This window comes from Asanoa ishikariensis (assembly GCF_900107455.1).
Lineage (GTDB): Bacteria > Actinomycetota > Actinomycetes > Mycobacteriales > Micromonosporaceae > Asanoa > Asanoa ishikariensis.
Genome location: NZ_FNQB01000006.1, coordinates 308,296 through 331,913, shown reverse-complemented (window position 1 = coordinate 331,913; position 23,618 = coordinate 308,296). Strand labels below are relative to the sequence as shown.

General features: G+C 70.8%; 25 protein-coding genes and 1 rRNA gene. 12 read left to right on the top strand and 14 right to left on the bottom strand.

Annotated elements, in window-relative coordinates; all coding sequences use genetic code 11:
- Positions 1–94, top strand: a 5S ribosomal RNA gene (rrf, locus tag BLV39_RS40970); the annotation flags it as partial.
- A gap of 92 nt (positions 95–186) precedes the next feature.
- On the opposite strand, the gene BLV39_RS40965 is transcribed toward rrf, so the two are convergent.
- Positions 187–864 (bottom strand): hypothetical protein, encoded by a 678-nt coding sequence (locus BLV39_RS40965; protein ID WP_090804651.1) that lies wholly within the window; start codon positions 862–864, stop codon positions 187–189.
- Between the two features lie 70 nt (positions 865–934).
- On the opposite strand from BLV39_RS40965, the gene BLV39_RS40960 reads away from it, so the two are divergent.
- From BLV39_RS40960 to BLV39_RS40950, 3 genes are read left to right on the top strand one after another with little or no spacing between them, the layout of a single operon-like run.
- A complete protein-coding gene (locus BLV39_RS40960) occupies positions 935–3,538 on the top strand; it encodes a valine--tRNA ligase (RefSeq protein WP_090804649.1) in 2,604 nt (867 codons plus the stop codon).
- Positions 3,535–4,860 carry a bifunctional folylpolyglutamate synthase/dihydrofolate synthase gene (locus BLV39_RS40955; RefSeq protein ID WP_090804647.1) on the top strand — a complete coding sequence of 442 codons (1,326 nt, stop codon included), beginning with the start codon at positions 3,535–3,537 and terminating at the stop codon, positions 4,858–4,860. The genes BLV39_RS40960 and BLV39_RS40955 overlap by 4 nt, the downstream gene beginning before the upstream one ends.
- Entirely contained in the window at positions 4,857–5,291 is a 435-nt protein-coding gene (locus BLV39_RS40950) for a DUF4233 domain-containing protein (RefSeq protein ID WP_090804645.1), read from the top strand. The genes BLV39_RS40955 and BLV39_RS40950 overlap by 4 nt, the downstream gene beginning before the upstream one ends.
- On the opposite strand, the gene BLV39_RS40945 is transcribed toward BLV39_RS40950, so the two are convergent.
- Together BLV39_RS40945 and BLV39_RS44690 are read right to left on the bottom strand one after the other, a co-directional pair.
- Complete coding sequence (locus BLV39_RS40945; RefSeq protein ID WP_090804644.1) at positions 5,288–5,671, bottom strand: VOC family protein; 384 nt, start codon at positions 5,669–5,671, stop codon at positions 5,288–5,290. The genes BLV39_RS40950 and BLV39_RS40945 overlap by 4 nt on opposite strands.
- A gap of 59 nt (positions 5,672–5,730) precedes the next feature.
- Positions 5,731–7,521, bottom strand: coding sequence for a VOC family protein (locus BLV39_RS44690; RefSeq protein ID WP_239083676.1), 1,791 nt, complete (start codon positions 7,519–7,521; stop codon positions 5,731–5,733).
- 124 nt (positions 7,522–7,645) lie between these two features.
- Between BLV39_RS44690 and ndk the strand changes: the two genes are divergently transcribed.
- Positions 7,646–8,065: a nucleoside-diphosphate kinase gene (gene ndk / locus BLV39_RS40935; protein ID WP_239083675.1), complete on the top strand. Its 420-nt coding sequence runs from the start codon at positions 7,646–7,648 to the stop codon at positions 8,063–8,065.
- 1,151 nt (positions 8,066–9,216) lie between these two features.
- Here ndk and BLV39_RS40925 read toward each other — a convergent pair.
- The 4 genes from BLV39_RS40925 to BLV39_RS40910 form a co-directional block, all read right to left on the bottom strand.
- The gene (locus tag BLV39_RS40925) at positions 9,217–9,408 is read right to left on the bottom strand and encodes a DUF397 domain-containing protein (RefSeq protein WP_090804639.1); all 192 of its coding nucleotides are present in this window, start codon (positions 9,406–9,408) and stop codon (positions 9,217–9,219) included.
- Positions 9,409–9,613: 205 nt separating this feature from the next.
- The gene (locus BLV39_RS40920; RefSeq protein ID WP_239083673.1) at positions 9,614–9,733 is read right to left on the bottom strand and encodes a DUF397 domain-containing protein; all 120 of its coding nucleotides are present in this window, start codon (positions 9,731–9,733) and stop codon (positions 9,614–9,616) included.
- A 119-nt stretch (positions 9,734–9,852) separates the two neighbouring features.
- Positions 9,853–10,713, bottom strand: coding sequence for a helix-turn-helix domain-containing protein (locus tag BLV39_RS40915; protein ID WP_090804635.1), 861 nt, complete (start codon positions 10,711–10,713; stop codon positions 9,853–9,855).
- A 346-nt stretch (positions 10,714–11,059) separates the two neighbouring features.
- Positions 11,060–11,509 (bottom strand): DUF6232 family protein, encoded by a 450-nt coding sequence (locus BLV39_RS40910; protein ID WP_090804633.1) that lies wholly within the window; start codon positions 11,507–11,509, stop codon positions 11,060–11,062.
- Between the two features lie 161 nt (positions 11,510–11,670).
- Between BLV39_RS40910 and BLV39_RS40905 the strand changes: the two genes are divergently transcribed.
- Positions 11,671–12,159 carry an NUDIX hydrolase gene (locus tag BLV39_RS40905; RefSeq protein WP_090804631.1) on the top strand — a complete coding sequence of 163 codons (489 nt, stop codon included), beginning with the start codon at positions 11,671–11,673 and terminating at the stop codon, positions 12,157–12,159.
- On the opposite strand, the gene BLV39_RS40900 is transcribed toward BLV39_RS40905, so the two are convergent.
- On the bottom strand, positions 12,156–12,725 hold the full coding sequence (locus tag BLV39_RS40900) for a phosphoribosyltransferase family protein (RefSeq protein ID WP_239083672.1): 570 nt from the start codon (positions 12,723–12,725) through the stop codon (positions 12,156–12,158). The two genes, BLV39_RS40905 and BLV39_RS40900, sit on opposite strands and share 4 nt — an antisense overlap.
- A 165-nt stretch (positions 12,726–12,890) precedes the next feature.
- On the opposite strand from BLV39_RS40900, the gene BLV39_RS40895 reads away from it, so the two are divergent.
- Complete coding sequence (locus BLV39_RS40895) at positions 12,891–13,538, top strand: septal ring lytic transglycosylase RlpA family protein (protein ID WP_239083671.1); 648 nt, start codon at positions 12,891–12,893, stop codon at positions 13,536–13,538.
- A 73-nt stretch (positions 13,539–13,611) separates the two neighbouring features.
- The gene (locus BLV39_RS40890) at positions 13,612–14,733 is read left to right on the top strand and encodes a PP2C family protein-serine/threonine phosphatase (RefSeq protein ID WP_090804627.1); all 1,122 of its coding nucleotides are present in this window, start codon (positions 13,612–13,614) and stop codon (positions 14,731–14,733) included.
- Between the two features lie 3 nt (positions 14,734–14,736).
- On the opposite strand, the gene BLV39_RS44950 is transcribed toward BLV39_RS40890, so the two are convergent.
- Positions 14,737–14,871 carry a hypothetical protein gene (locus BLV39_RS44950; protein WP_275414264.1) on the bottom strand — a complete coding sequence of 45 codons (135 nt, stop codon included), beginning with the start codon at positions 14,869–14,871 and terminating at the stop codon, positions 14,737–14,739.
- A gap of 273 nt (positions 14,872–15,144) precedes the next feature.
- Between BLV39_RS44950 and BLV39_RS40885 the strand changes: the two genes are divergently transcribed.
- Both BLV39_RS40885 and BLV39_RS40880 read left to right on the top strand, forming a co-directional pair.
- On the top strand, positions 15,145–16,986 hold the full coding sequence (locus BLV39_RS40885; protein ID WP_090804625.1) for an acyl-CoA dehydrogenase: 1,842 nt from the start codon (positions 15,145–15,147) through the stop codon (positions 16,984–16,986).
- Between the two features lie 68 nt (positions 16,987–17,054).
- Positions 17,055–18,890: an NHL domain-containing thioredoxin family protein gene (locus BLV39_RS40880; protein WP_090804622.1), complete on the top strand. Its 1,836-nt coding sequence runs from the start codon at positions 17,055–17,057 to the stop codon at positions 18,888–18,890.
- Here the strand turns inward: BLV39_RS40880 and BLV39_RS40875 are convergent.
- The 3 genes from BLV39_RS40875 to BLV39_RS40865 are packed head-to-tail and all read right to left on the bottom strand — an operon-like array spanning position 18,887 to position 21,073.
- Positions 18,887–19,639 carry a LamB/YcsF family protein gene (locus tag BLV39_RS40875; RefSeq protein ID WP_090804620.1) on the bottom strand — a complete coding sequence of 251 codons (753 nt, stop codon included), beginning with the start codon at positions 19,637–19,639 and terminating at the stop codon, positions 18,887–18,889. The two genes, BLV39_RS40880 and BLV39_RS40875, sit on opposite strands and share 4 nt — an antisense overlap.
- Positions 19,623–20,474, bottom strand: a complete 852-nt coding sequence (locus tag BLV39_RS40870) for a 5-oxoprolinase subunit C family protein (protein ID WP_090804618.1) — start codon at positions 20,472–20,474, stop codon at positions 19,623–19,625. The genes BLV39_RS40875 and BLV39_RS40870 overlap by 17 nt, the downstream gene beginning before the upstream one ends.
- Positions 20,471–21,073, bottom strand: a complete 603-nt coding sequence (locus BLV39_RS40865; RefSeq protein ID WP_090804616.1) for a 5-oxoprolinase subunit B family protein — start codon at positions 21,071–21,073, stop codon at positions 20,471–20,473. The genes BLV39_RS40870 and BLV39_RS40865 overlap by 4 nt, the downstream gene beginning before the upstream one ends.
- Before the next feature lie 148 nt (positions 21,074–21,221).
- Here BLV39_RS40865 and trhA point away from each other — a divergent pair, with 148 nt between their 5' ends.
- On the top strand, positions 21,222–21,845 hold the full coding sequence (gene trhA / locus BLV39_RS40860) for a PAQR family membrane homeostasis protein TrhA (RefSeq protein WP_090804718.1): 624 nt from the start codon (positions 21,222–21,224) through the stop codon (positions 21,843–21,845).
- A 50-nt stretch (positions 21,846–21,895) separates the two neighbouring features.
- Here trhA and BLV39_RS40855 read toward each other — a convergent pair whose 3' ends face one another.
- Positions 21,896–22,174: a DUF6458 family protein gene (locus BLV39_RS40855; protein ID WP_090804615.1), complete on the bottom strand. Its 279-nt coding sequence runs from the start codon at positions 22,172–22,174 to the stop codon at positions 21,896–21,898.
- A gap of 90 nt (positions 22,175–22,264) precedes the next feature.
- Here BLV39_RS40855 and BLV39_RS40850 point away from each other — a divergent pair, with 90 nt between their 5' ends.
- Positions 22,265–22,771, top strand: a complete 507-nt coding sequence (locus tag BLV39_RS40850; RefSeq protein WP_176985347.1) for a SixA phosphatase family protein — start codon at positions 22,265–22,267, stop codon at positions 22,769–22,771.
- A 2-nt stretch (positions 22,772–22,773) separates the two neighbouring features.
- Here the strand turns inward: BLV39_RS40850 and BLV39_RS40845 are convergent, their stop codons facing one another.
- A complete protein-coding gene (locus BLV39_RS40845; protein WP_090804612.1) occupies positions 22,774–23,412 on the bottom strand; it encodes a hypothetical protein in 639 nt (212 codons plus the stop codon).
- Positions 23,413–23,618 lie beyond the last annotated feature (206 nt).

The following is a 23,618-nucleotide window of genomic DNA, read 5'->3' as shown; positions in this document are numbered from 1 at the left end:
AACGCCCGGTCACATTCCGAACCCGGAAGCTAAGCCCTCCAGCGCCGATGGTACTGCACCCGGGAGGGTGTGGGAGAGTAGGACACCGCCGGACATCTTCCTATTAAGGGCCACCCCTCGCGGGGTGGCCCTTAATTGCGTCCACGAGCGAATAGGAAAGCGCCCCGCTGACGCGGGGCGCTTTCATCAGTCGCGGCTCTGGACCGCGTCACGCATCTCGCGCATGAGGCCCGCGGCCTCCTCGGTGGGGCGCGACGGAAACAGCGCCATTCCGGTGGCGCCGTGGTCGGCCCAGCCGCACACCGCCATGTTGCTGCCGTCGTCGACCGCGGTCGTTCCACACTTCATCACGCCACCGAGGTCGCCGGCCGGCACCTCGTGCAGCCCGTCGACCGCACCGGACTCGTCGCCGACCAGCCCGAAGAGCGTGTCGAGCTCCTTCGCCGGCGACCACAGCAAGGCCGTACCCCCGAAGAAGAGGACGCTGCGGTCGGTCGCGGCGGGATCCGTGTAGACCGCCCCCACGCTCTTCTTGAGGTCGATCCCCGCGGCGAAGGCCGCCTTCAGGTCCTCGGCCGTCGCGGCCGCGTCGGCGCTGTTGTTGAGCTGGAGCCCGGCCACCGAGGCCGGAGTCGACATCGTCGGATCCTGTTGCGAGATGATCCGGCCGCCCCAGATGCCGACAGCGGCCAACCCCGCCACCCCGACCGCCGCGACCGAGGCCAACACGATCCGTCGGCGCTGGGACATCGGCGGGCGCGGGCCCTGGTCCTCGTCGGGGTCGTCCGGCGACGCAGCCCAGACGGGCGGCGTGACATCGATCGGCTCGCCCGGATCGGCGGCAGAGATTCGGTCGTTCGACATGCAGGCCACCGTAACGGAACAGCCGGTGGTCGCATGCGGGGTCGGCGCGAACGCTCCGTAGACTTCACGGGTGACCCAGACACCGGAGACCGGCGAGCTCGCGACACCGACCCTGCCTGCGCAATACGCGCCGGCGGACGTAGAGAGTCGGCGCTACGAGGCCTGGGTATCCGAGGGTGTCTTCACCGCCGACGTGGCGAGCGACAAGCCTCCGTTCACGATCGTGATCCCACCGCCGAACGTCACCGGTTCGCTGCACATGGGGCACGCCTTCGAGCACACGCTGATGGACGCCCTGGTGCGGCGCCGGCGGATGCAGGGCTACGAGGCACTGTGGCTGCCCGGCATGGACCACGCCGGCATCGCCACCCAGAACCTCGTCGAGCGCCAGCTCGGCCAGGAGGGGCTGTCCCGGCACGACCTGGGCCGTGAGGCGTTCGTCGAGCGGGTCTGGCAGTGGAAGGCGGAGTCCGGCGGTTCGATCCTCGGCCAGATGCGCCGGCTCGGCGACTCCGTCGACTGGAGCCGCGAGCGCTTCACCATGGACGAGGGCCTTTCCCGGGCCGTGCAGACCATGTTCAAGAAGCTCTTCGACGACGGCCTGATCTACCGCGCCAACCGCATCATCAACTGGTGCCCGCGCTGCCTCACCGCGCTCAGCGACATCGAGGTCGTGCACAGCGACGACGAGGGCGAGCTGATCTCGATCCGCTACAGCGACGAGATCGTCGTCGCCACCACCCGCGCGGAGACCATGCTCGGTGACACCGCGGTCGCGGTGCACCCCGACGACGAGCGCTACAAGCACCTGATCGGCACCGAGGTCGAGCTGCCGCTGACCGGCCGGCGCATCCCGGTGGTCGCCGACGAGCACGTCGACCCGGCGTTCGGCACCGGCGCGGTCAAGGTGACCCCGGCGCACGACCCGAACGACTTCGAGATCGGGCAGCGGCACAACCTGCCCAGCATCACGATGATGGACGAGCGCGCGGTGATCACCGTGCCGGGGCCGTTCGAGGGCCTGGACCGGTACGAGGCCCGCCCGGCGATCGTGGCCGCGCTGCGCGAGCAGGGCCTGATCGTCGCCGAGAAGCGGCCCTACGTGCACGCTGTCGGGCACTGCTCGCGTTGCCGCACCACCGTCGAGCCGCGGCTGTCGCTCCAGTGGTTCGTCAACACCGGCCCGCTGGCCAAGGCCGCCGGCGACGCGGTGCGCGACGGCCGGGTCCGGATCGACCCCGAGGACATGGCCAAGCGCTACTTCGCCTGGGTCGACAACATGCACGACTGGTGCATCTCGCGCCAGCTCTGGTGGGGACACCGGATCCCGGTCTGGTACGGCCCCGACGGCGAGGTGCGCTGCGTCGGCCCCGACGAGGAGCCCCCGGGCGAGGGCTGGGAGCAGGACACCGACGTCCTCGACACCTGGTTCTCCAGCGGCCTGTGGCCGTTCTCCACCCTCGGCTGGCCGGAGCAGACCCCGGACCTGGCGCGCTTCTATCCCACCAGCGTGCTCGTCACCGGTTACGACATCCTGTTCTTCTGGGTCGCCCGGATGATGATGTTCGGCCTGTACGCGATGGACGGCAAGCAGCCGTTCGACGTGATCGCGCTGCACGGCATGGTCCGCGACGAGCACGGCAAGAAGATGTCGAAGTCGTTCGGCAACGTGGTCGACCCGCTCGACTGGATGGACCGGTTCGGTGCCGACGCGACCCGGTTCACGCTGGCCCGTGGCGCCAACCCCGGCCAGGACGTGCCGGTCAGCGAGGAGTGGTGCCAGGGCTCCCGCAACTTCTGCAACAAGCTCTGGAACGCGACCCGGTTCGCGCTCATGAACGGCGCGCACGTCAGCGGCCCGCTGCCGACCGAGCTCTCCACCGTCGACCGCTGGATCCTGTCGCGGTTGCAGCACGTGGTCGACGAGGCTGACGAGCAGTTCGAGCGCTTCGAGTTCGCCAAGATCTGCGACGTGCTCTACCACTTCGCGTGGGACGACGTCTGCGACTGGTACGTCGAGTTGAGCAAGCCGGTGCTGGCCGCCGGCGGTCCGGCCGCCGACGCCACCCGCCGGGTCCTCGGCCACGTGCTCGACCAGTTGCTGCGGCTGCTGCACCCGGTCATCCCGTTCGTCACCGACGAGCTGTGGATCGCGATCAACGGTGCCGGCACGGTGGCCCGGGCGGAGTGGCCGCAGCTCGACAAGGCGCTGGTCGACGACGGGGCCGAGGCCGAGGTCGACGCGCTCCAGCGGGTGGTCACCGAGATCCGCCGGTTCCGCAACGACCAGGGCGTGCGCCCGTCGCAGCGGGTGGCCGCGCGGCTCGACGGCCTCGGCGTGGTCGCGCCGCACGAGTGGCTGATCCGGTCGCTGGCCCGGCTCGACGACGGCGACGCGGACTTCGCCGCCTCGGCGACGCTCTCCGTCGCCGGCGGTGTGCGCGTCGACCTGGACACCCGCGGCGCGGTCGACCTCGTGGCCGAGCGGGCCCGGTTGACGAAGGACCGCACGGTCGCCGAGAAGGAGGCCGCGCAGTGCCGGGCCAAGCTCGGCAACGAGGCGTTCGTCGGCAAGGCACCGGAGCAGGTCGTCAACAAGATCAAGGAACGCCTGGCCACGGCCGAGGCCGACCTGGCGCGCATCGACGCCGCCCTGGAGGCGCTGCCGGCATGAGTGAGTTTCGCGAGGTTGACGCCGCCCTCGAGTCGCGCGGCAACGTCCGGATGGTGTTCGACCTCAGCAAGATCGAGGAACTGCTCGACGTACTCGGCTCGCCGCAGCGGGCGTACCCGTCGATCCATCTGACCGGCACCAACGGCAAGACCTCGACCGCCCGGATGATCGACTCGCTGTTGCGGGCCTTCGGCATCCACACCGGGCGCTACACGAGCCCGCACCTGGAGACGGTGCGGGAGCGGATCAGCCTCGACGGCGAGCCGATCTCGGAGGAGCAGTTCGTTTCGGTCTACCGCGAGGTGGAGCCGCTGGCCGCGCTCGTCGACCAGCGGCACGACGAGCCGCTGACCTACTTCGACATGACCACCGCGCTCGCGTTCGCGACCTTCGCCGACGCGCCGGTCGAGGTGGCCGTGGTCGAGGTTGGGCTCGGCGGCGCCGACGACTCGACCAACGTGATCCAGGCCGGCGTCTGTGTGATCACCCCGATCGGCCTCGACCACACCGAGTGGCTCGGCGACACGATCGAGGAGATCGCCTGGGCCAAGGCCGGCATCATCCACAAGGGCGCGACGGTGATCACCGCGGCGCAGACCGAGGAAGCCGCCCGCCCGCTGCTCGAACGGTGCGCGGAGGTCGGCGCCACCATTGCCCGCGAGGGCGGCGAGTTCGGCGTGCTGCGCCGGACCATCGCCGTCGGCGGCCAGGTGCTCACGCTGCAGGGCCTCGGCGGCGAGTACGACGAGATCTTCCTGCCGCTGCACGGCGCGCACCAGGCCCAGAACGCCGCCGTGGCCCTGGCCGCGGTCGAGGCGTTCCTCGGCGCCGGGGCCGACCGCCAGCTCGTGGTCGAGACGGTCCGCGAGGGCTTCGCGTCCACGTCGTCGCCGGGCCGGCTGGAGCGGGTACGCAACGCGCCGACCATCCTGCTCGACGGCGCCCACAACCCGCACGGCATGGCCGCCACGGTGACCGCGCTCCAGGAGGAGTTCGCGTTCAGCAAGCTGGTCGCGGTGGTCGCCGTGCTGGCCGACAAGGACGTGGCCGGCATCCTGGACCTGCTCGAGCCGGTGGTCGACGCGGTCGTGGTCACCCGCAACACCTCACCGCGCGCGATGCCGATCGACGATCTCGCCGCGGTGGCGATCGAGGTGTTCGGCGACGAACGCGTGGAGATCGCCGCCAACATGCCCGACGCGATCGAGGCCGCGGTCGTACTCGCCGAGACCGAGGTCCAGGGCGAGCTCAGCGGCGTCGGCGTGATCGTGACAGGTTCGGTCATCACGGTGGCCGAGGCACGGACGCTGCTGAAGCGATGACGACGCCCGACGACACCCGCCCCGAAGCGGCACCGCCGGCCCCCGAGCCGGGTTCCGCGCCGGCCGACGCGGACGACCTACCGCCCGGATACCGACGGTCGGGGTTGCGCAACCCGGCGGGAGCGGTCCGCGGGATGGGCGCTGCGGCGCTCGCGCTGCAAGGGCTCGTGCTGCTGCTGGCGATCCAGCCGATCCGGCTGCTCGGTGGCCACCTGAGCACCGGCGCGGTCTGGGCGGTGGTCGGGCTCAGCGTCGTCTGCTTCGTGCTGTGCGGGATGCTGCGCCGGCCGTGGGTGTGGACGGCCGGCACGGTCGTACAGGGCGCCCTCCTGCTCGGCGGCTTCCTGCACTGGTCCCTCTTCGCGCTGGGCGTGATCTTCGGCCTGGTCTGGGTCTACATCCTCTACGTCCGGCGCTCCATCCTCGGCTAAGGGTGCGGCTCGCCCGGCCCCCGCAGGACGCAGAACTCGTTGCCCTCGGGGTCGGCGAAGACCACCCAGCCGCCGTCTTCGCCGGGCGCGGGAGCACGGCGGTCGTCGACGATCGTGGCGCCGAGCGCGAGCACCCGGGCGACCTCTTCGTCCCGTGGCACGTCCGGGCGCAGGCAGATGTGCACGCGGTTCTTCGCCGTCTTCGGCTCCGGCACGATCTGGAAGTACAGGTGCAGGCCCGTGGGCAGCTCGATGCTGGCCGCCGGGTCGCCGGGGAAGTCGTCAGCGGCCAGCGGCACCGACATCACCTTGCTCCAGAACGACGCCAGGGCGTACGGGTCGGCGGAGTCGAACGCGACGTTCAGAACCGTAGGCGCCACAGCGGCGCTCCTCTCGTCCAGGCTGGATCACCAACCCGCCACGGGTCGGAGCGGTGGGGCTACCCCGTTTCCCGGCTGCGCCACTGGGTGATCGCGATGCCGTGGCCGTCCGGGTCCTTGAACGCGGCCGCCCAGAGCTCCAGCTTCACGCCGCGATTGACCACCCGGGGCGGATACGTGAACCGGACGCCCTTTGCGCGCAGGTCCTCGTACACCGTCAGCACGTCGCCGACCTCGAGGTTGAGGTGGACCAGCCGGCGGTTGACCGCGGACGCGTCCTTGATCTCGCGGAGCACCATGCGGGTGTCGCCGGACGCCAGCACGGCGTTGTGCTCGCCGGTGTCGATCTCCTGGAAGCCGAGCATGTCGCGGTAGAAGGCGACCGAGCGGCCGAGGTCGCGGACCAGGAAGGTCAGCCCGACCCCGTGGATGGTCGCGCCGGTGTCGCCGGGCCGGGCGCTCGGGTAAGCGGTGTACAGATCGGCGAACACGCCGTCGTCACCCTCGCCGGTGGTGCCGTTGCGGGCCTGCTTCGGTGCCGCGTCGTCAGCCGTCGGTGCGGCTTCGGTGGTCGCCTTGGGCTCGTCGCCCTCCGACCGGACGAAGGCCGCCGCACCGCCCTGATCCGCCAGGGCAGCGGCCTGCTCACCACGACTGCCGGCGGACCAGCCTTCGCCAAGGTGCTCCGACTCGTCATCAGCCGCCGGCTCGTCGGCGGTCTCGACCGGACTGTCGGCTCGTGCGGCGGTCGCTGGTTCGTCAACGGCGCCAGCATCAGGTGCCGGCTCGTCGCTGGGCTCGGCCACGCTCTCGCGGGCCGGCCCGTCATCCGTGGCCGCGCCCGACCTCATCCGCGCCTCGGCCGTCTCGTCGGGCCGACCGCGGCCCGACTCCGCATCAGCCTCCGACTCGGCCGAGGTCGAACCCGCCGAAGCCGGCCGGCTCACCCGCCGTTCCGTGAACAGCGGCTCGGCCCAGTTCGCGTCCTGGTCGAAGACGTCGTCAGGCCGCTCGGTGTTGGGCCCGGCGGCACCCCGCTGCCCCGGCACGTCAGCCGGAGGCGGTGCGGTCACGGTGGCCGTGCCCCCGGAGCCTTCCTCCCGGGACGCCCGTTCCGCGCGCGTCTTGCGCGGGTTGGGCCGCGCGGCCCGGCGGGCGAGCGGCGGCGAGTCGGCGCCGGGCTGGTCGACCAGCGTCCCCTCGACCACGATCGGACCGCCGGGAGTCTGGTGCACGACCACCGGCTCGGTCGGCTTGCGCAGGCCGCTGAGCTCGTCGGTCAGGTCGGCGGTGGTCGTCTCGATGGTCTCCATGGGCGCCGGCGGCACGTAGTCGTCGTCGGACCGCGGCCAGCGCGTCTCGTCGTCTTCGAGGGGACCGAGGTCGTCCTCGCGAGAGGCGGCCGCCGCCTCGGCGTGGGTGAGCACCTCGTCCCAGAGGATGCGGATGTGCCGCGGATCGTCGATCGCCACCATGATCGGCAGGCTGGCGCCGACGTCGGGCCACTTGGCGACGGGTACGCGCGGGTCGCGCATCCGGACCAGCCGCCCCGCGACGCCCGGCGCGTCGACCAGCACCTGTAGCTCGCAGCGCCCGAACACCGACGAGGCCGGGGGCTCGGAGACGCTGTGTACGTGCGCGGTGCCGGCCACCCAGGCCCGCGCCCCACCGCGAATGGCCGTGACCAGCACAAGCCCGACGGCGAGCACGAACAGAGCGATGCCGAGCGCGACGATCGCCAGGCTCTGCATCCCGATCCCGAACAGGACCACGAACAGCGCACAGGTGCCCAGCACCGCGGCGAACAGCTTCCGGACCGGTGCGAGCGGGCGGCGGTTGCCGTTCGCCACTGTGGACCTCCCCTGAGTCACCAAGAAGGCTAGGCCCCGTGCGCCCGCATAGGGAAGAGCCGGCAGACAGTGGGTGATCCACCATCGGTAACATGAACCTCCCAGCTTCAGGAGGATGTTCAACGTGTCCAGCAGCCCGGTCGAGCGCACGCTTGTGCTGATCAAGCCCGACGCGGTCCACCGCGGCCTGGTCGGTGAGATCCTGAGCCGCTTCGAGCGCAAGGGCCTGACCATCGAGGCGATGGTCAGCCGCCAGATGGACGCGGAGCTCGCCGACGCGCACTACGCCGAGCACGTCGAGAAGCCGTTCTACCCGCCGCTCAAGGAGTTCATGACCAGCGCGCCGCTGGTCGCCCTGATCCTGAGCGGCGACACCGCGATCGAGGTCGTCCGCACGCTGGTCGGCGCCACCGACGCCCGCAAGGCCGCCGCCGGCACGATCCGAGGCGACCTCGCCCTCTCGAACCGCGAGAACCTCGTGCACGCCTCCGACTCCCCGGAGAGCTCGAAGCGCGAGATCGCCCTCTGGTTCCCCACCGCATAACGACCGATCAACATCTGGTCCCGGGCCCGCCGGGGGCGCGACCGTCGCTCCCGCCGGGGACCGCTCGCTGACGCATCGCTGCCAGCTCCGCGCCCGAACGGCGCCCGCGGTGGTCCGGCGCCGCCGCGGCACCCGCGGCCTCAGAGCGTTAGCAAGGGTCCCTTACGCTGCGAAAAGCGTTAACAAGGGACCCTTGCTTATCTCCGCGGCGGCATCCGGCCCGGAATGATCATCGGGAGGCGTGCGCGTCTGTCCGGCGCGATCGTGGGCGCCGCGCCGCTCCGCGGGCCGCGCCGCTCGGTGGGTCGTGACGGGCCGCGGGCCGCGGGCCGCGACAGGCGACGACGCTCCCGGGCCGCGACAGGCCGCGACGAGCGACGGGTCGCGACAGGCCGCGACGGGCGACGGGCCGCGACGGGCGACGGGCCGCGACGGGCGACGGGCCGCGACGGGCCGCGGGCCGCGACGGGCCGCGGGCCGCGACGGGCCGCGGGCCGCGACGGGCCGCGGGCCGCGACGGGCCGCGGGCCACGACGCTCCGCGGGCGGCGACAGGCCGCGACGGGGCGACAGGCCGCGACGGGCCGCGACGGGCGACGGGCCGCGACGGGCCGCGGGCCGCGACGGGCCGCGGGCCACGACGCTCCGCGGGCGGCGACAGGCCGCGACGGGGCGACAGGCCGCGACGGGGCGACAGGCCGCGACGGGGCGACAGGCCGCGACGGGGCGACAGGCCGCGACGGGGCGACAGGCCGCGACGGGGCGACAGGCCGCGACGGGGCGACAGGCCGCGACGGGGCGACAGGCCGCGACGGGGCGACAGGCCGCGACGGGCCGCGACGGGCGACGGGCCGCGACGGGCCGCGGGCTGCGATGTGCCCGGCAGTCCGCGTCGGGCGAAACGGGCTCGCGCCTGCGGGCTGCCGCAGGCTTATCCGGCCCTCTAGTTGTTCGCGGTGCACCGTCGCGGCGGTCAAGGCGTTCTGTCGACCTCGGCGTCGGAACGGCGACGCCTTGACCTGGGCCGCAACGGTGTCGGTTGAATCGTGGCGACGGTGCGGTTCCGGCTGGCCGCACAAAGCGCCGCGATCGACGGGTGCGAGGGGAGGGGCTCGGTGCGAGGCGATGGCTCGCTCCCGGCGTGCCGCGGGCTCAGCGGCTGAGTTGGCCCTCGCGTAGGCCAGTGACGAACTCGCTCCACGCTGAGCAGGAGAAGGCCACGATCGGCCCGGCGGGGTCTTTGGAATCACGGACGAGCACTTGGCCGTTGAGCGCGCCGACTTCGACACATGCGCCGGTCGCGCATCGCTTAAGCCATTTGATCCGACTCTGATCTTTGGACATGAGTCACGCTCCCTAGTAGTGACCTAACGCCTAGGGTAAGCACCTACTTGAACGCAGGGAACGTGAATGAACGCAAGGAGTGCCAGTTAATGCGATACTGCGCGGTGGTTTGCGTTATTTGTGGCATCTGAAGAACGAGTCGATCGTGAGCCGCGTACACCTTGATATCAGATATACCGCGACGCCCGCGGCTCACAATCGCTAATCAATTTGCGCGGAATCGTCCCTCTTTGAGGTCAACCATGAAATTGGTCCACACACCCTTGGGGAACTCCAGCGGCTCCCCCGCCGGCGACTTGGAGTCCCGCATCAGAACCATGTCCACCGCGTCAGCGACCTCGACGCAAGCGCCGGACGCACACCGGCTGCTCTTGCGCCATGAGATGGCCGCACTCGACTTCTTCAACTGACGTGCCTTTCGTCCGTGGTTTATGTATAGCGGTTTCAGGACAGCGCGGTGGCGTGGTCCTTGATTAGCCCCGCCGAGGTTGGCTCGTCGTACGCAGCTTGCCAAACGCGGTCGAAGATCTCCCGATGCCGCTTGATCTTTTCGTGGTCTTCGACAATCTCGTCGAGGGTGTCGCTCTCGCGATAGAGAACGGTGGTGCCGTCGACGAGAGAGACAATTTCGTAAGTCGCCAGCATGGGAATCGGCGACTGTTCCTTGAATGGAATGATCCGCACCGAGATACGTCGCTCGCCGATCAGAACGAGCAGGTGTTCGAGCTGGTGGCGCAGGACTTCAGCGCCCCCGACCTGGCGATAGAGCACAGACTCGTCGAGCACCAGGTTGACCTCGGGGTGCTCGGCGGCGTCCAGGAAGCTCTGTCGGCGCATCTCACGCATACGCACGCGCGCGTCGATCGCTTCCTCGCTGAGCTCGCCGGCGAACGTCTCGAATACGGCGCGCGTGTAGGCCGGAGTTTGCAGCCGGCCCGGCACCACCATGGGATAGAAGTACTGGATCTCCCGCGCGGCCAGCTCGAGACCGATGAGCTGGACGATGGCCGGCGTCAGGAGGTCGCGGTACTGCGGTGTCTCCCACCACTGGGCGCGCTGCTTCGAAAGCTTCGCGGACACGACCAGCGACTCGATTTCTGCCCTGTCCTTGACACCGAGAAAAGCGAGCAGCGGTCGCAGGTCGTTCTGCGAGATCGTGACTTCGCCGCTCTCGATGCGCATCACTTTGGACAGTGACCACTCCATGGCCTCAGCCACGTCGCTCTGGGTGAAGTTCTTGCCGTCACGAGCGCGCCGGATCGCCAACCGCACGCGACGGCGTGCTACGTAGGGCGAGTCGGCCATCGTTGGCGCTCTCCTTGTCCAGCATAAGAGCGCGCGTCGGGCGTACGGCGGCGTGCCGTGTCGCTGTGTGCGGCCCCTCGGGCAGTGATCTCGCTGCCAGCGTAAGTTGTCAGTGTTACGCCTGTCAGCCGGACGCGCGGGTCACCGACATTATGCATCGCGACCTCCCTCACCGCTATCCCGCAACCAGCTATATCGCAGAGTGGCACACCGGCAACGCCGAGTGCACCCGAACGGGCGCACCAATAAACGCAGTGGGCGCACCAACAACGCCGAGTGCGCCCGCTCGGGCGCACCAAGACGCCGAGGGTGGGCCGGTCCACCCTCGGCGCCCGATCGGGGCAGTTCAGCGTTCGATCTCGCGCAGCCACGACGTCGTAGCGCGTTGGCGATGCTGTTCTTCCACGGCTCGCACCAGGGCCCGCCGAACCTGGCCGAACCGTGCCGGATGAGCGGTGCTGTAGAGGCAGACTTCCGTCGACCGGTGGACCGCCCACAGCTGGTAGGTGCGTGGGGCGGCGCGCAGGCACGCACCGGTCGCCAGCACGGGGATGGCGACCGCGACCAGGATGGCCGCGTGCAGCAGCAGGGAGTCGTGGATCGGCCAGCTCACGGTGCCGATCACTACGGTGCCGATGGCGAAGCGACCGGTCACCACGCCAGCGGGGTGCCGATCGCCGCGGACGACGTACGGGTCGACCAGGTCCTTGATCTGGAACCGGCTCGGCCGATCGCCCAGGACGGTGAAGGCCTTATCGGTGATCTTCACGTCCGGACCGGGATAGTAGGTGGGCATCTGGACCTCCTCCCGGGTTCTCGCTACGTCTATTGCACCTGGGATACCTAGCTCTCCGGTAGGCCCCAATCTGCAATATGGCAGATAGCGCTATACCCGTCAGTGATCCCTCGGGGTGGTAGCTGGCTCTAGCTGCACCAACCCGTGTTTAGGGTGGTGCCGTGGCGACTCCGAGCTTCATAACCGACATCCGGGTCCACATCGGGCACACCCCGCTCTGGCTGCCGGGCGTCAGCGCCGTGGTCCAGAACGCGGCCGGCGAGATCCTGCTGGGTCGCAGGGCCGACACCGGGCGTTGGTCGCTGATCTCCGGGATCCCGGAACCGGGCGAGGAGCCAGCCGCCGCGATCGTGCGGGAGGTCTTCGAGGAGACCGGTGTGCGCGTCGAGCCTGAGCGGATCACCTCGGTGACCGTCGGCCCGGTGGTGACCTATCCCAACGGCGACGTCTGCCAGTACCTCAACGTCACCTTCGCCTGCCGGCCGTTGACGGCGAGCGCGACGGTCAACGACGACGAGTCGCTGGAGGTCGGCTGGTTCCCCGTCGACGACCACCCGCCGCTGGACGAGGTCGCCACGTTGCGGCTCGAACGCGCCCTGGCCGGCGACACCGCGGCCTGGTTCGCATCACCCGGAGAGACAACGAGCTAGCTGAGGTCCGCCACCGTCAACAGCGATCGCAGCCGCAGGTCCGCGGCCAGCGGCGGCGGGCCGGCGTTCACGATCGCCGCGCACCCGACCGCCGTCCCACCCCGCCGGGCGACCACGTCGTAGAGGGCCTGCACCTGCGCGCCGGTGGCCACCCAGTCGTCCACCACCAGCACGCGGTCGTTGGCGCGGATCTGCCGGTCCCGTACGCCCAACCGCAGTTCGCGGCCCCTGTAGTCGGGTGGCGTGCGAGCCCAGGTCACCCGGTCGACCAGGCGCCGGTCGCCGCCGTCCTTGACCGCCGGTGCGAAGCCGACCCCCAGCGCGACCGCCACCAGGGGGCCGACCAGGAAGCCCGTGACCTCGGGCGAGACGACCAGGGTCGGTGCCTCGTCGGCGAACAGGTCGGCCAGTGCCGGCCCGACCGACGCCAATAGCTCCGGCGAATGCCACCAACCGGACACATCGCTGACGAGGTGGTCGCTGTGTGCGCCGGGGTCGAACCAGTGGAACGCCTCGGCGAGGGCGAGGCGCAACGGGTCGTCCCGCAACGGCGGAGAGGTGGCCACGTGACCATCCTGCACATCGGCACGCGCGGCCCACCGCAGGGTCAGTCGATCGGTTGAACGTTTCGGTCCATAGTCGGGCGAAAGCCAATGATCACGTTGACATCCGACGTACCACTCTCGGTACGGTCCGCAACGGTTCACCCCCGGCGGAAGGAGCCCGAGATCGTGGCGGGTAGGCATACCAGGCAGCCGGCCGCAGCCTCGCTGTTCGGGCCTGTGGCGACCGCGGTCGTCGTGCTGGCGTTGCTGGTCAGCGGCGCTTTCGGCGCTCTCAAGCTGACCGAGGAGAAGTCCGCGTCCACAGTCGGCCGGATCGAAGTCCCACAATCGACGGAAGTTGCACCAAGCGCGGAGACGCCGTCACCCACAGTAGCGGCCGTCACGCCGACGCCCACGACGACTCCGAAACCGAAGACGACCCGGTCGCCCGAGCACACCTCGCGGGGCAGCGTCCGCCCACCGAGCTCGAAGAAGCCCACGCCCGAGAAGACCACCACCAGCAAGCCCGCTACCGGCGGCTCCGTGGTCAGCAGCGGCACCTGCGGCGCGTCCTACTACGACGAGGGGCAGACGACCGCCAACGGCGAGGCGTTCAACCCCGATGCGCTGACCGCCGCGCACAAGACCCTGCCGTTCAACACGCGCGTACGGGTGACGAACCCGAGCAACGGCAAATCGGTAGTGGTACGGATCAACGACCGTGGTCCGTTCGTCTCCGGGCGCTGCATCGACCTGTCCCGGGCGGCGTTCGCGGCGATCGCGAGCCTGAGTCAGGGCGAGTTGACCGTCAAGTACGACATCCTCGACAACTGAGGAAACCGACCGGGTTGGTCAGAACCGGATGGCCGAGGGGCCAACTTCGTTCTGTCCCGCACGTCCATCAGGCATGCTGTTCCGCGTACCCATGCAGTTCGCCCCGGCGGGCCGCCGCCCGCTCAGCCCTGGTTCCCGCGCCGGCCTCGGCGCGGCCCTTGTGCTGCTCGTGATCGTGTCGGCGGTGGAGATCGCCGACGGCAACGGTGCCAACTACGTCGGCCTGGTGGCGACCGCACCCTTCCTGGCCGCGGCGTTCGCATCCTGGCGAATGGTGCTGGCGGTCGGCGTACTCGCCACAGTGGTCGGCATCGCGTTCGCTCTGGCCGCCCGTGGCGTGTCGCTCGCGACCGGCGTCAACGTCGTCGGCGTCGCGCTGGCCACCGCGATCGCGGCGGTCGTGGCGGTGATCCGGGAGCGCCAGGCGACGAAGATCGCGGAACTGTCCAAACTGGCCCAGGTGGCACAGCAGGCGGTGCTCCGTCCGATCGTCCCCCAGATGGGCTCGCTCTCGGTGGCCGGCCGCTACATCTCCGCCACCGCGACCGCCGAGATCGGCGGAGACCTCTACGAGTGCCTGGATACGCCGTACGGCGTGCGGGTCATCATCGGCGACGTACGTGGAAAGGGCCTCGACGCCGTCCGCACCGCGAGCATCGTGCTCGGCTCCTACCGGCACGTCGCCTACGAGCGGGCCGACCTGCGCGCGATCGTGGCCGATCTGGACCGGGCCGTGGCGCGCAGCGTAGGCGACGAGGACTTCGTGACGGCCGCGCTGGTCGAGGAGCGCGGCGGCACGCTGACGATCGTCAACTGTGGGCACCCGGCGCCGCTGCTGCTCCGCCGGGGCGAGGTGATCCCGCTGGAGCCGCCGGCACCGGCGCCGCCGCTGGGCTTCATGCCGGTGGTCCGCCCGCGGGTCGAGCGACTCGAGCCCGGCGACCGGCTGTTGCTGTTCACCGACGGTCTGGGCGAGGCGCGCCGGGAGGGCGAGTTCTTCCCGATCGCCGACCGCGCGTGGCGGCTGCTCGGCCACGGCACGGTCGGCGACGGTCTGGCCTCACTCGAGACGGCGCTGGTCGAGTGGGTGCACGGGCGGCTCGACGACGACATCGCTGTCGTCCTGATGGAGTACGCCGGGCAGCGTCCCGTCACCACTGCCAGCATCCCTAGCTGGGAAGTTGGTAGCGAGTAACCTTCAGGGCACCTTGGCGGCCGCCAACTGTGGCACCGCCGCCGCGGCGACGATCCGTTCGGCTTCGGGCGCGCGGTGCCGGCCGACATAGCCGGCGCGCGGGTTGAGCAGCAGGGCAGCGAGATGGGCGAGAGTCATCGGGGACCTCCTGCGAAACTGCGCCGTCGGATTGCGGCGGGTAACTACCAAAACGACCCCTGGCCAGTAACGGTGACGCGACTGTCGGCGCGCCGACTTGACTCCACCCAATATTGACCCCCATAAGCCGATAAACGGGTTCAAAAGGGGCGCCCCTATCGACGTACTGTGGCGCCGGTCACCGGTTGGGGCTCTTTGTGAGGGCTACTCGCAGGTAATAACCTGTGTTACTGACGGGTAACCAACGCCGCTGGGATCGGGGAACCGAGGCACATGACGCACTACAAGAGCAACGTGCGCGACATCGAGTTCAACCTCTTCGAGGTGTTCGGCACCGACCGGGTCCTCGGCCAGGAGCCTTTCGGCGAGGTCGACGTCGACACCGCCCGCACCATGCTGGCCGAGCTCGACCGCTTCGCCCGCGAAGACCTCGCCGCCAGCTACGCCGACAGCGACCGCAACCCGCCGGTCTTCGACCCCGCGACGCACACCGCGCCGCTGCCCGAGGCCTTCAAGCGCTCGTACCACACCTTCATGGATGCCGAGTTCTGGCGCCTGGACCTGCCGACGGAGCTCGGCGGCACCTCGGCGCCGCGCGCCCTGTGGTGGTCGCTCGCCGAGCTGATCCTGGGCTCCAACGCTCCGATCTGGATGTACGCGTCCGGCCCGTCGTTCGCCACGACGCTGCACCGCGAGGGCACGGAGCGGCAGAAGAAGTGGGCCGAGCTGTTCATCGACAAGGGCTGGGCGTCGACCATGGTGCTCACCGAGCCCGACGCCGGCTCCGACGTCGGCGCCGGTCGCACCCGGGCTATTCCGCAGCCTGACGGCTCGTGGCACCTCGAGGGCGTCAAGCGCTTCATCACCTCGGGCGAGCACGACCTGAGCGAGAACATCGTCCACTACGTGCTGGCCCGCCCGGTCGGCGTCGAGGGCGTCGGCGGCCCCGGCACCAAGGGCCTGTCGCTGTTCATCGTGCCGAAGTTCCACTTCGACGAGGAGACCGGCGCGCTCGGCGAGCGCAACGGCGTCTTCGCCACGAACGTCGAGCACAAGATGGGCATCAAGGTCTCCAACACCTGCGAGCTGACCTTCGGAGAGCACGGCGTCCCGGCCAAGGGCTGGCTGATGGGCGACGTCCACGAGGGCATCCGGCAGATGTTCCTGATCATCGAGTACGCCCGGATGATGGTCGGCACCAAGGCCATCGCCACGCTGTCCACCGGCTACCTGAACGCGCGCGACTACGCGAAGGAGCGGGTGCAGGGCGCTGACCTCTTGCAGCAGGGCGACCGCAACGCGCCGCGGGTGACCATCACGCACCACCCGGACGTACGCCGGTCGCTGATGCTCCAGAAGTCGTACGCCGAGGGCATGCGCGCCCTGGTTGTGTACACCGCGTCGTGGCAGGACAAGATCAAACTGGCCGCGCACACCGGCGACGCTTTCGGTGAGAAGCTGGCCAAGAAGGTCAACGACTTCCTGCTGCCGATCGTCAAGGGCCTCGGCTCGGAGCGCGCGTACGAAATGCTCGGCTCGGAGGCCCTCCAGATCTTCGGCGGCTCGGGCTTCCTGCAGGACTACCCGCTAGAGCAGTACGTCCGCGACGCGAAGATCGACACGCTGTACGAGGGCACGACCGCGATCCAGAGCCTCGACCTGGTCTTCCGCAAGATCGTGAAGGACCAGGGCCGCGCGCTGATGGCCGTGGCCGGCGAGATCCAGCAGTTCATCGAGTCCGAGGGCGGCAACGGCCAACTCAAGGAAGAGCGACTCGCCCTGGGCAAGGCCCTGGTCGAGACCCAGACGATGCTCGGCGTCATGACCGGCTGGCTGGGCGAGGCCGCGACGGACCCGCGCGCGATCTATAAGGTCGGGCTGGCGAGCCGGCGCTTCCTGCTCGCCGTCGGCGACCTGATCGTGGGCTGGCTCCTCCAGCGCCAGGCCGACGTCGCTCTGCGGAAGCTGGCCGAGGGCCCGGACGCCTTCTACACGGGCAAGGTCGCCGCGGCCCGGTTCTTCGCCCGCGAGGTCCTGCCCCGCCTGGGCGCCGACCGCCGCATCATCGAAGGCACCACCCTGGACCTGATGGACCTCCCGGAGGAGGCCTTCTAACCACCCGCACGACGAACGGCGCGACCCGTGCTGGGGCGCGCCGTTCGTGCGTCAGGCAGGATTGACCGGTGACTCCTCGCGTACGGGCGCCGCAGCTCAAAGGCCGTGGTTGGCTCAACACCGGTGGCCAGGACCTGTCGATCGCTGATCTGCGGGGCAAGATCGTCCTGCTCGATTTTTGGACCTTCTGCTGCATCAACTGTCTGCACGTGCTCGACGAGCTTCGGCCGCTCGAGGAGAAGTACGGCGACGTGCTCGTCGTGATCGGTGTTCATTCCCCGAAGTTCGAGCACGAGCGTGACCCCGAGCCCCTGCGGGACGCGGTCGAGCGGTACGAGGTCGATCACCCCGTGCTCGACGACCCGGAGTTGATCACCTGGGACCAGTACGCGGCGAAGGCGTGGCCGACCTTGACCGTGGTCGACCCCGAGGGTTACGTCGTCGCGAACATGGCCGGTGAAGGGCACGCCGAAGGGCTCGGGCGGCTGATCGACGAGCTGGTCGCCACCCACGAGGCCAAGGGGACGCTGCATCGCGGCGACGGGCCGTACGTCGCGCCCGAGGCGCCCACCACCACGCTTCGGTTCCCGGGCAAGGCGCTCGTGCTGCCCAGCGGGAACCTGCTCGTCTCTGACTCGGCCCGGCACTCGATCGTCGAGCTCGAGCCCGACGGCGAGACCGTCGTCCGGCGGATCGGAGCCGGCACGCGCGGGCGAAACGACGGCGGGCCGGAGACGGCCGAGTTCGCCGAGCCGCAGGGGCTCTGCCTGCTGCCGCCGGAGATCGCCGAGGCCGCCGGCTACGAAGTCGTGGTCGCCGACACCGCCAACCACCTGCTGCGCGGGCTCAAGCTGGCCAGCGGCGACGTCGTGACCATCGCCGGCACCGGCCGGCAGTGGCGGTCGACCGTCGACGACCACGCGCACGACGCGCTGGCCAGCGACCTGTCGTCGCCCTGGGACGTCGCCTGGTTCGACGACCAGTTGATCATCGCGATGGCCGGCATTCACCAGCTCTGGTGGTACGACCCGGGCAAGCGCACCACCGGCGTCTACGCCGGCACCACCGTCGAGGCGCTGCGTGACGGGCCGCTGCCCGACGTCTGGATGGCGCAGCCCTCGGGGCTGTCGACCTCCGCCGACGGCGCCCGGCTCTGGATCGCCGACAGCGAGACCAGCGCCCTGCGCTACGTCGAGGCCAACGTCCTGCACACCGCGGCCGGGCAGGGGCTGTTCGATTTCGGGCACATGGACGGGCCGGCCGACCAGGCGCTGTTCCAGCACCCCCTGGGCGTGTGCGCGCTGGCCGACGGGTCGGTGCTGGTCGCCGACACGTACAACGGGGCGGTCCGGCGCTTCGATCCGGACAGCGACACCGTGTCGACCGTGGCCGAGGGGCTGGCGGAACCGAGCGGCATCGTCGTCACGAGCACCGGCGACGTGCTGGTCGTCGAGTCGGCCGCGCACCGGCTGACCGCACTCGCTCCGGGTGCGCTCGCCGCGACCGGCGGGTCGACGGCACCCGGCACCCGGCACCGGACCGAGCGCACGCCGACGACGGTCGCCGCGGGCGAGGTCACGCTCGACGTGATCTTCACACCGGCGCCGGGCCAGAAGCTCGACGAGCAGTTCGGTCCGTCGACCCGGCTGACCGTCTCCGCGTCGCCGCCGGAGCTGCTGGTCGAGGGTGCGGGCGCGACCACCGACCTGCGCCGCACGCTGGTCATCGCCGGTGACATCGAGGGCGGGGTGCTGCAGGTGGTAGCCCAGGCCGCGACCTGCGACGCCGAGGCCGAGCACGCCGCCTGCCACCTGACCCGCCAGGACTGGGGCGTCCCGATCAAGGTCAGCGCCGACGGCACCCAGCGAGTGGCCCTCGTGCTACGCGGTCTGGATCATGGCTAAGCCGCGAACGGCTTGAGGGGGGTCCCGGCGCCGGTCAAGGCGTCGCGGATCCGGCGGGCGAGCTCGGCCGCGCCAGGCGTGTCGCCGTGCAGGCAGATCGAGGCGACCCGGAGCGGGATGACCGAGCCGTCAATCGCCACCACCGTGCCTTCACGGGCGAGCCGGAGTGCGCGCTCCACCACCGCGTCCGGGTCGGCGATCACCGCGCCCGGCTTGGACCGGGGGACCAGGCTGCCGTCCGGCTCGTACGCCCGGTCGGCGAAGCCCTCGGCGACCACGTTGAGCCCGGCGCCGACCGCGAGCTCGGCCAGCGTGGAACCCGGCGAGCAGAGCAACGGCAGCGCGCGGTCGTAGTCGCGTACCGCCGCGACCACCGCCGCCGCCTGCACCTCGTCGACGGAGGCGACGTTGTAGAGGGCGCCGTGCGGCTTGACGTAGCGGACCGACTTGCCGGCCACCCGGCAGAAGCCGTCGAGCGCGCCGATCTGATAGATGACGTCGTCGCGCAGGTCGTCGAACGTGTAGTCGATCCGGCGCCGGCCGAAGCCGGCCAGGTCGCGATACCCGACCTGGGCGCCGACCGCGACACCCCGGGCCGCCGCCGTCGCGCAGACCCGCCGCATGGTGCTCGAGTCACCGCCGTGGAAGCCGCACGCGACGTTGGCCGACGTGATCACGTCGAGCAGCGCGTCGTCGTCGCCGAGCCGCCAGATGCCGAAGCCCTCGGCCAGGTCAGCGTTCAGGTCCATGAAATCTGACGGTACTGCCCGGACGGGCCTGGGCCAGGGCGGTTACGTCGGTCACGACCGCGATCACCGGATATCCGCCGGTCGTGGGGTGGTCGGCCAGGAAGACCAGCGGCTGCCCGTCGGCCGGGACCTGGACCGCGCCGAGCACCACGCCCTCACTCGGCAACTCGCGGGCGTCCGCGCGGGTCAGGGCCGCGCCGGCCAGCCGCGCGCCGACCCGGTTGCTGTGCGGGCTCACCGTGTACGCGGTGGTCAGCAGCGTCTCCACGGCCGCCGTGGTGAACCAGCCGTCTCGCGGCCCGAGCCGGACGGGCAGCCGGACAGACCCGCCCAGCGCCGCCGGGGGAGCGGCCGTGCCCGGATCCGACACCACCGGCCCGAGCGGAAGTCGGTCGCCGTCGCGCACCCGGGCCGGGCCGAGCCCGGAGAGCGTGTCGGTCGCCCGGCTGCCGAGCACCGGCGGCACCGCCAGGCCGCCGGCCACCGCGACGTACGACCGCACCCCGACGGTCGCCCGGCCTACGTCGACCAGGCCGCCGGCCGGCACTGGGACCGGCGCGGACGGGTCGGCCGGGACGCCGTCGACGCGTACAAGGGCCGTCGCACCGGTCACGGCGATGACGCCGCCCGAGGGCAGCCGGAACGCGCACCCGGTCAGCGTGGTCTCCAGTCCCGCGGCGCCCGGGTCGTTGCCGGCGAGGGCATTGGCCCGGCGCAGCGCGGGCGCGTCCAGTGCGCCGGAGCGCGGGACGCCGAGATGCGCGTACCCGGGGCGGCCGAGATCCTGCACGGTGGTCAACGCGCCCGCCCGGACCACCTCCAACACCGCCGTCATGCCCGCACCAGCCGGACCGTGGTGCCGGGCGCGAGCAGCGCGGGCGGGTCCCGGTCGACGTCGAACAGGGTGACCTCGGTGCGGCCGACGAGCTGCCAGCCGCCGGGGGAGGAGGTCGGATAGATGCCCGCGTACGGTCCCGCGAGCCCGACCGAACCGGCCGGCACCGAGGTGCGGGGCGTGGCGAGCCGGGGCACGGCCAGCTCGGGCGGCAGCCCGGTCAGATAGCCGAAACCCGGAGCGAAGCCGCAGAACGCCACGCGGAACTCCGTTTCCGTCAATCGGTCGATCACCATGGGTATCGGCATCGACCACAGCGCGGCGACTGCGGCGAGGTCCGGGCCGTCGTACACGGTGGGAATCGCGACGAGGTCGCCGGGCGTGGTGCCGGCGGGCGGCGGCGGCGCCCAGCCGGCGATCAGGCCGGCGTCGGGTGTGGCGAGGCCGTCGAGCAGCACCGTGCACGCCCCCGGCACGATCTCGGCGACGGCGAGCTCACCGGCCGAACGGCGCCGCCAGAGCTCGGATCGCCACGCCTCCACCTCGTCCGCCGGGCATTCGATGAGGAGGGCCGCCGCGCCGACCGAGCGAATGTGCACGGCTCCATTGTCGACATCTCGTGGGACTCTTCACAGAGGCGGTCGCGCGGACTTCCAGACTCCTGTCAGCGCAGGTCGGTAGCCTGATCCAGTGACGACGTCGACCACCCGGTCCCGGCTGCGGCCATCTGATCTCGGCAAGCCGCGCATGCGCGGTTGGCTGCACGCGTACGCCTTCTTCGTCGCCGTCGTGGCCGGCATCGTGCTGTGCTCGATCGCCGCCACCCGGCCCGGCTGGTCGCCGCTGGTGAGCTGCGTCGTCTACAGCGTCACCGTGTGTGCGCTGTTCGGCACCAGCGCGTTGTACCACCGCCGGGTCTGGTCCGAGCGCGGCTATCAGGTCATGCGCCGGCTCGATCACTCCATGATCTTCATCTTCATCGCCGGCACGTACACCCCGTTCGCCGTGCTGCTGCTGCCGACCCGCACGGCGACGATCATCCTGAGCATCGTCTGGGCCGGCGCGATCGGCGGGGTGACGCTCAAGCTCCTGAAGCCGCACGGCTCGAGGTGGCTGTCCGCGCCGCTCTATCTCGCGCTCGGTTGGGTCGCCCTGGCGATCCTGCCCGACATCGTCCGGAACGGCGGATTGGCGTGCCTCCTGCTGCTGCTCGCCGGCGGCGTGGCGTACACGGTCGGCGCGGTGTTCTACGCCCTGCGGCGGCCGAACCCGTGGCCGACGGTGTTCGGGCACCACGAGTTCTTCCACGCCTGCACGCTGATCGCGGCCATCTGCCACCACGTGGCGATCTACCTGGCGCTCTTCGCCTGAACATGGTTGTGGCCCCCCACGGGGTGAGGGGCCACAAGATCGATCGTTGGTCAGTACGTGCGGTCGTCGCGACGCACCTCGTGGTACTCCTCGACGCGACCCTGCGCCGGCGGGAGCGGAGCCGTCGGGGGGACGGCCCTGGTGTCGCGTACGACGGTGGTCCGCTTGCGGCTCTGCCACAGCCACATGGTCAGGACCAGGCCGACGACGCCGGCGAGCATGAGCACCCAGCCGACCACGTCAAGGTCGAGCCAGCCTACGTTCACGTCCAGCGCGAACGTGAAGATCGCGCCGACGGCGATTAGGAAGATGCTGCCACCGATACCCACTGCGGTCGCCTCCTTCATGGTGCCTAGAGCGGGCGGGCACAGTCCGTCTTACCCATGTGGATGGAGCGCCAATCAGGCAAGCTTGGCGCCATGAGCGAGCGCAGGATCCTGCTGGTGCGGCATGCGAAGGCCGACCGGCCCGAGGGGGTTGGTGACGTCGACCGCCCGCTCACCGCCCGCGGCCACGCCGACGCGGGCGCGATCGGTGCCTGGCTGGCCCACCGCGACTACCGGCCCGACCTGGTGATCTGTTCACCGTCGAAGCGCACCCGGCAGACCTGGCACGGCATCGCCCTCGGCTTGGCCGACGCGGCCGGCGAACAGGCGCCAGCGCCCGAGGTCGACTACCGGGACGAGGTCTACGACGGTGAGGGGACCGACCTGATCGACCTGATCCAGGGCGTCGACGACGTGGTCAACACCGTCATGATCATTGGGCACAACCCGTCGGTGTCAGAGGCCTCGGAGCTTTTCGACCCGGCGAGCGCCGGCGACCTGCGCACCAGTGGCGTCGCGGCGCACGCCTACGCGGGAGAGTGGGACGAGTGCGGTCCCGGCACCGCCCCACTGCTGGAGACCCACACCGCGCGAGGCTGAGGTCAGCGCCCGCGGAACCGGGGCACGCCCGGCGGCTTGAACGCCCGGCCGGTGCCGGGCGGCTGCCAACGCGGCTGACGGCACGGGCGGACTAGCGACGCCGGCGGCCGGTCCCAGAGCTTGTACTTGCGGACGACCCTTGGCTGCCGGCGCGGGGCCAGCGGTGGCTTCGGCTCGACGCGCGGACGGTGCTGGCGGTGGTCGACCCGAGGGCGGTGGTCTGCCCGGGGGCGGTGCTGCTTCGGCGTTGCCCGCCGGTGGGCGGACTCCGTGCGCCGGGCCGGTGCCGCCGGCTTCGCGCTGGTCTGTCGCGTCGGTCGACGGGGCGGTGGGGCCGCGCCGGCCGGTGCGGGCAGCGTGGCCAGCGCCGGGGGCGGGCGCTCGGGCAGCCCCGGGCGGATCGGGATCACCACCACCGGGCCGGGCGACGGTGGCGGGATGAACGGGGTCGTGTCGCCGAGGTCGTCGCCGGCGAGGGCCTCACCCACCGAGCCGGCGCCGGGGCCGATGGCGGCCAGGATCGGCAGGGACGAGGTCACCGCCAGCACCAGCACGATGAGGGCGTATCGCCTGGTCGGGCCGGTGAGCCCGGTCGCGCGATGTCGGCCACCGGGTGGCGGCCAAGGGGCCTTCACCGGCATGGCCGAACTCCTCGTCTGTTGCTGAGTCGCCGAACGCGGCGGAGGCCCACCCTGGCCGGATTAACCGGGGTAAACAGTCCTATTCGGTCATCGCGTCCGCCCATCAGGGTTGCGCAGTTACGCTCGGTTTGCCAGTCATCTACAGCGTGTCCATGTGCCAACTTTCACCATGCATGGACCAGGCAGGGTCGATCATGGAGAGTGTC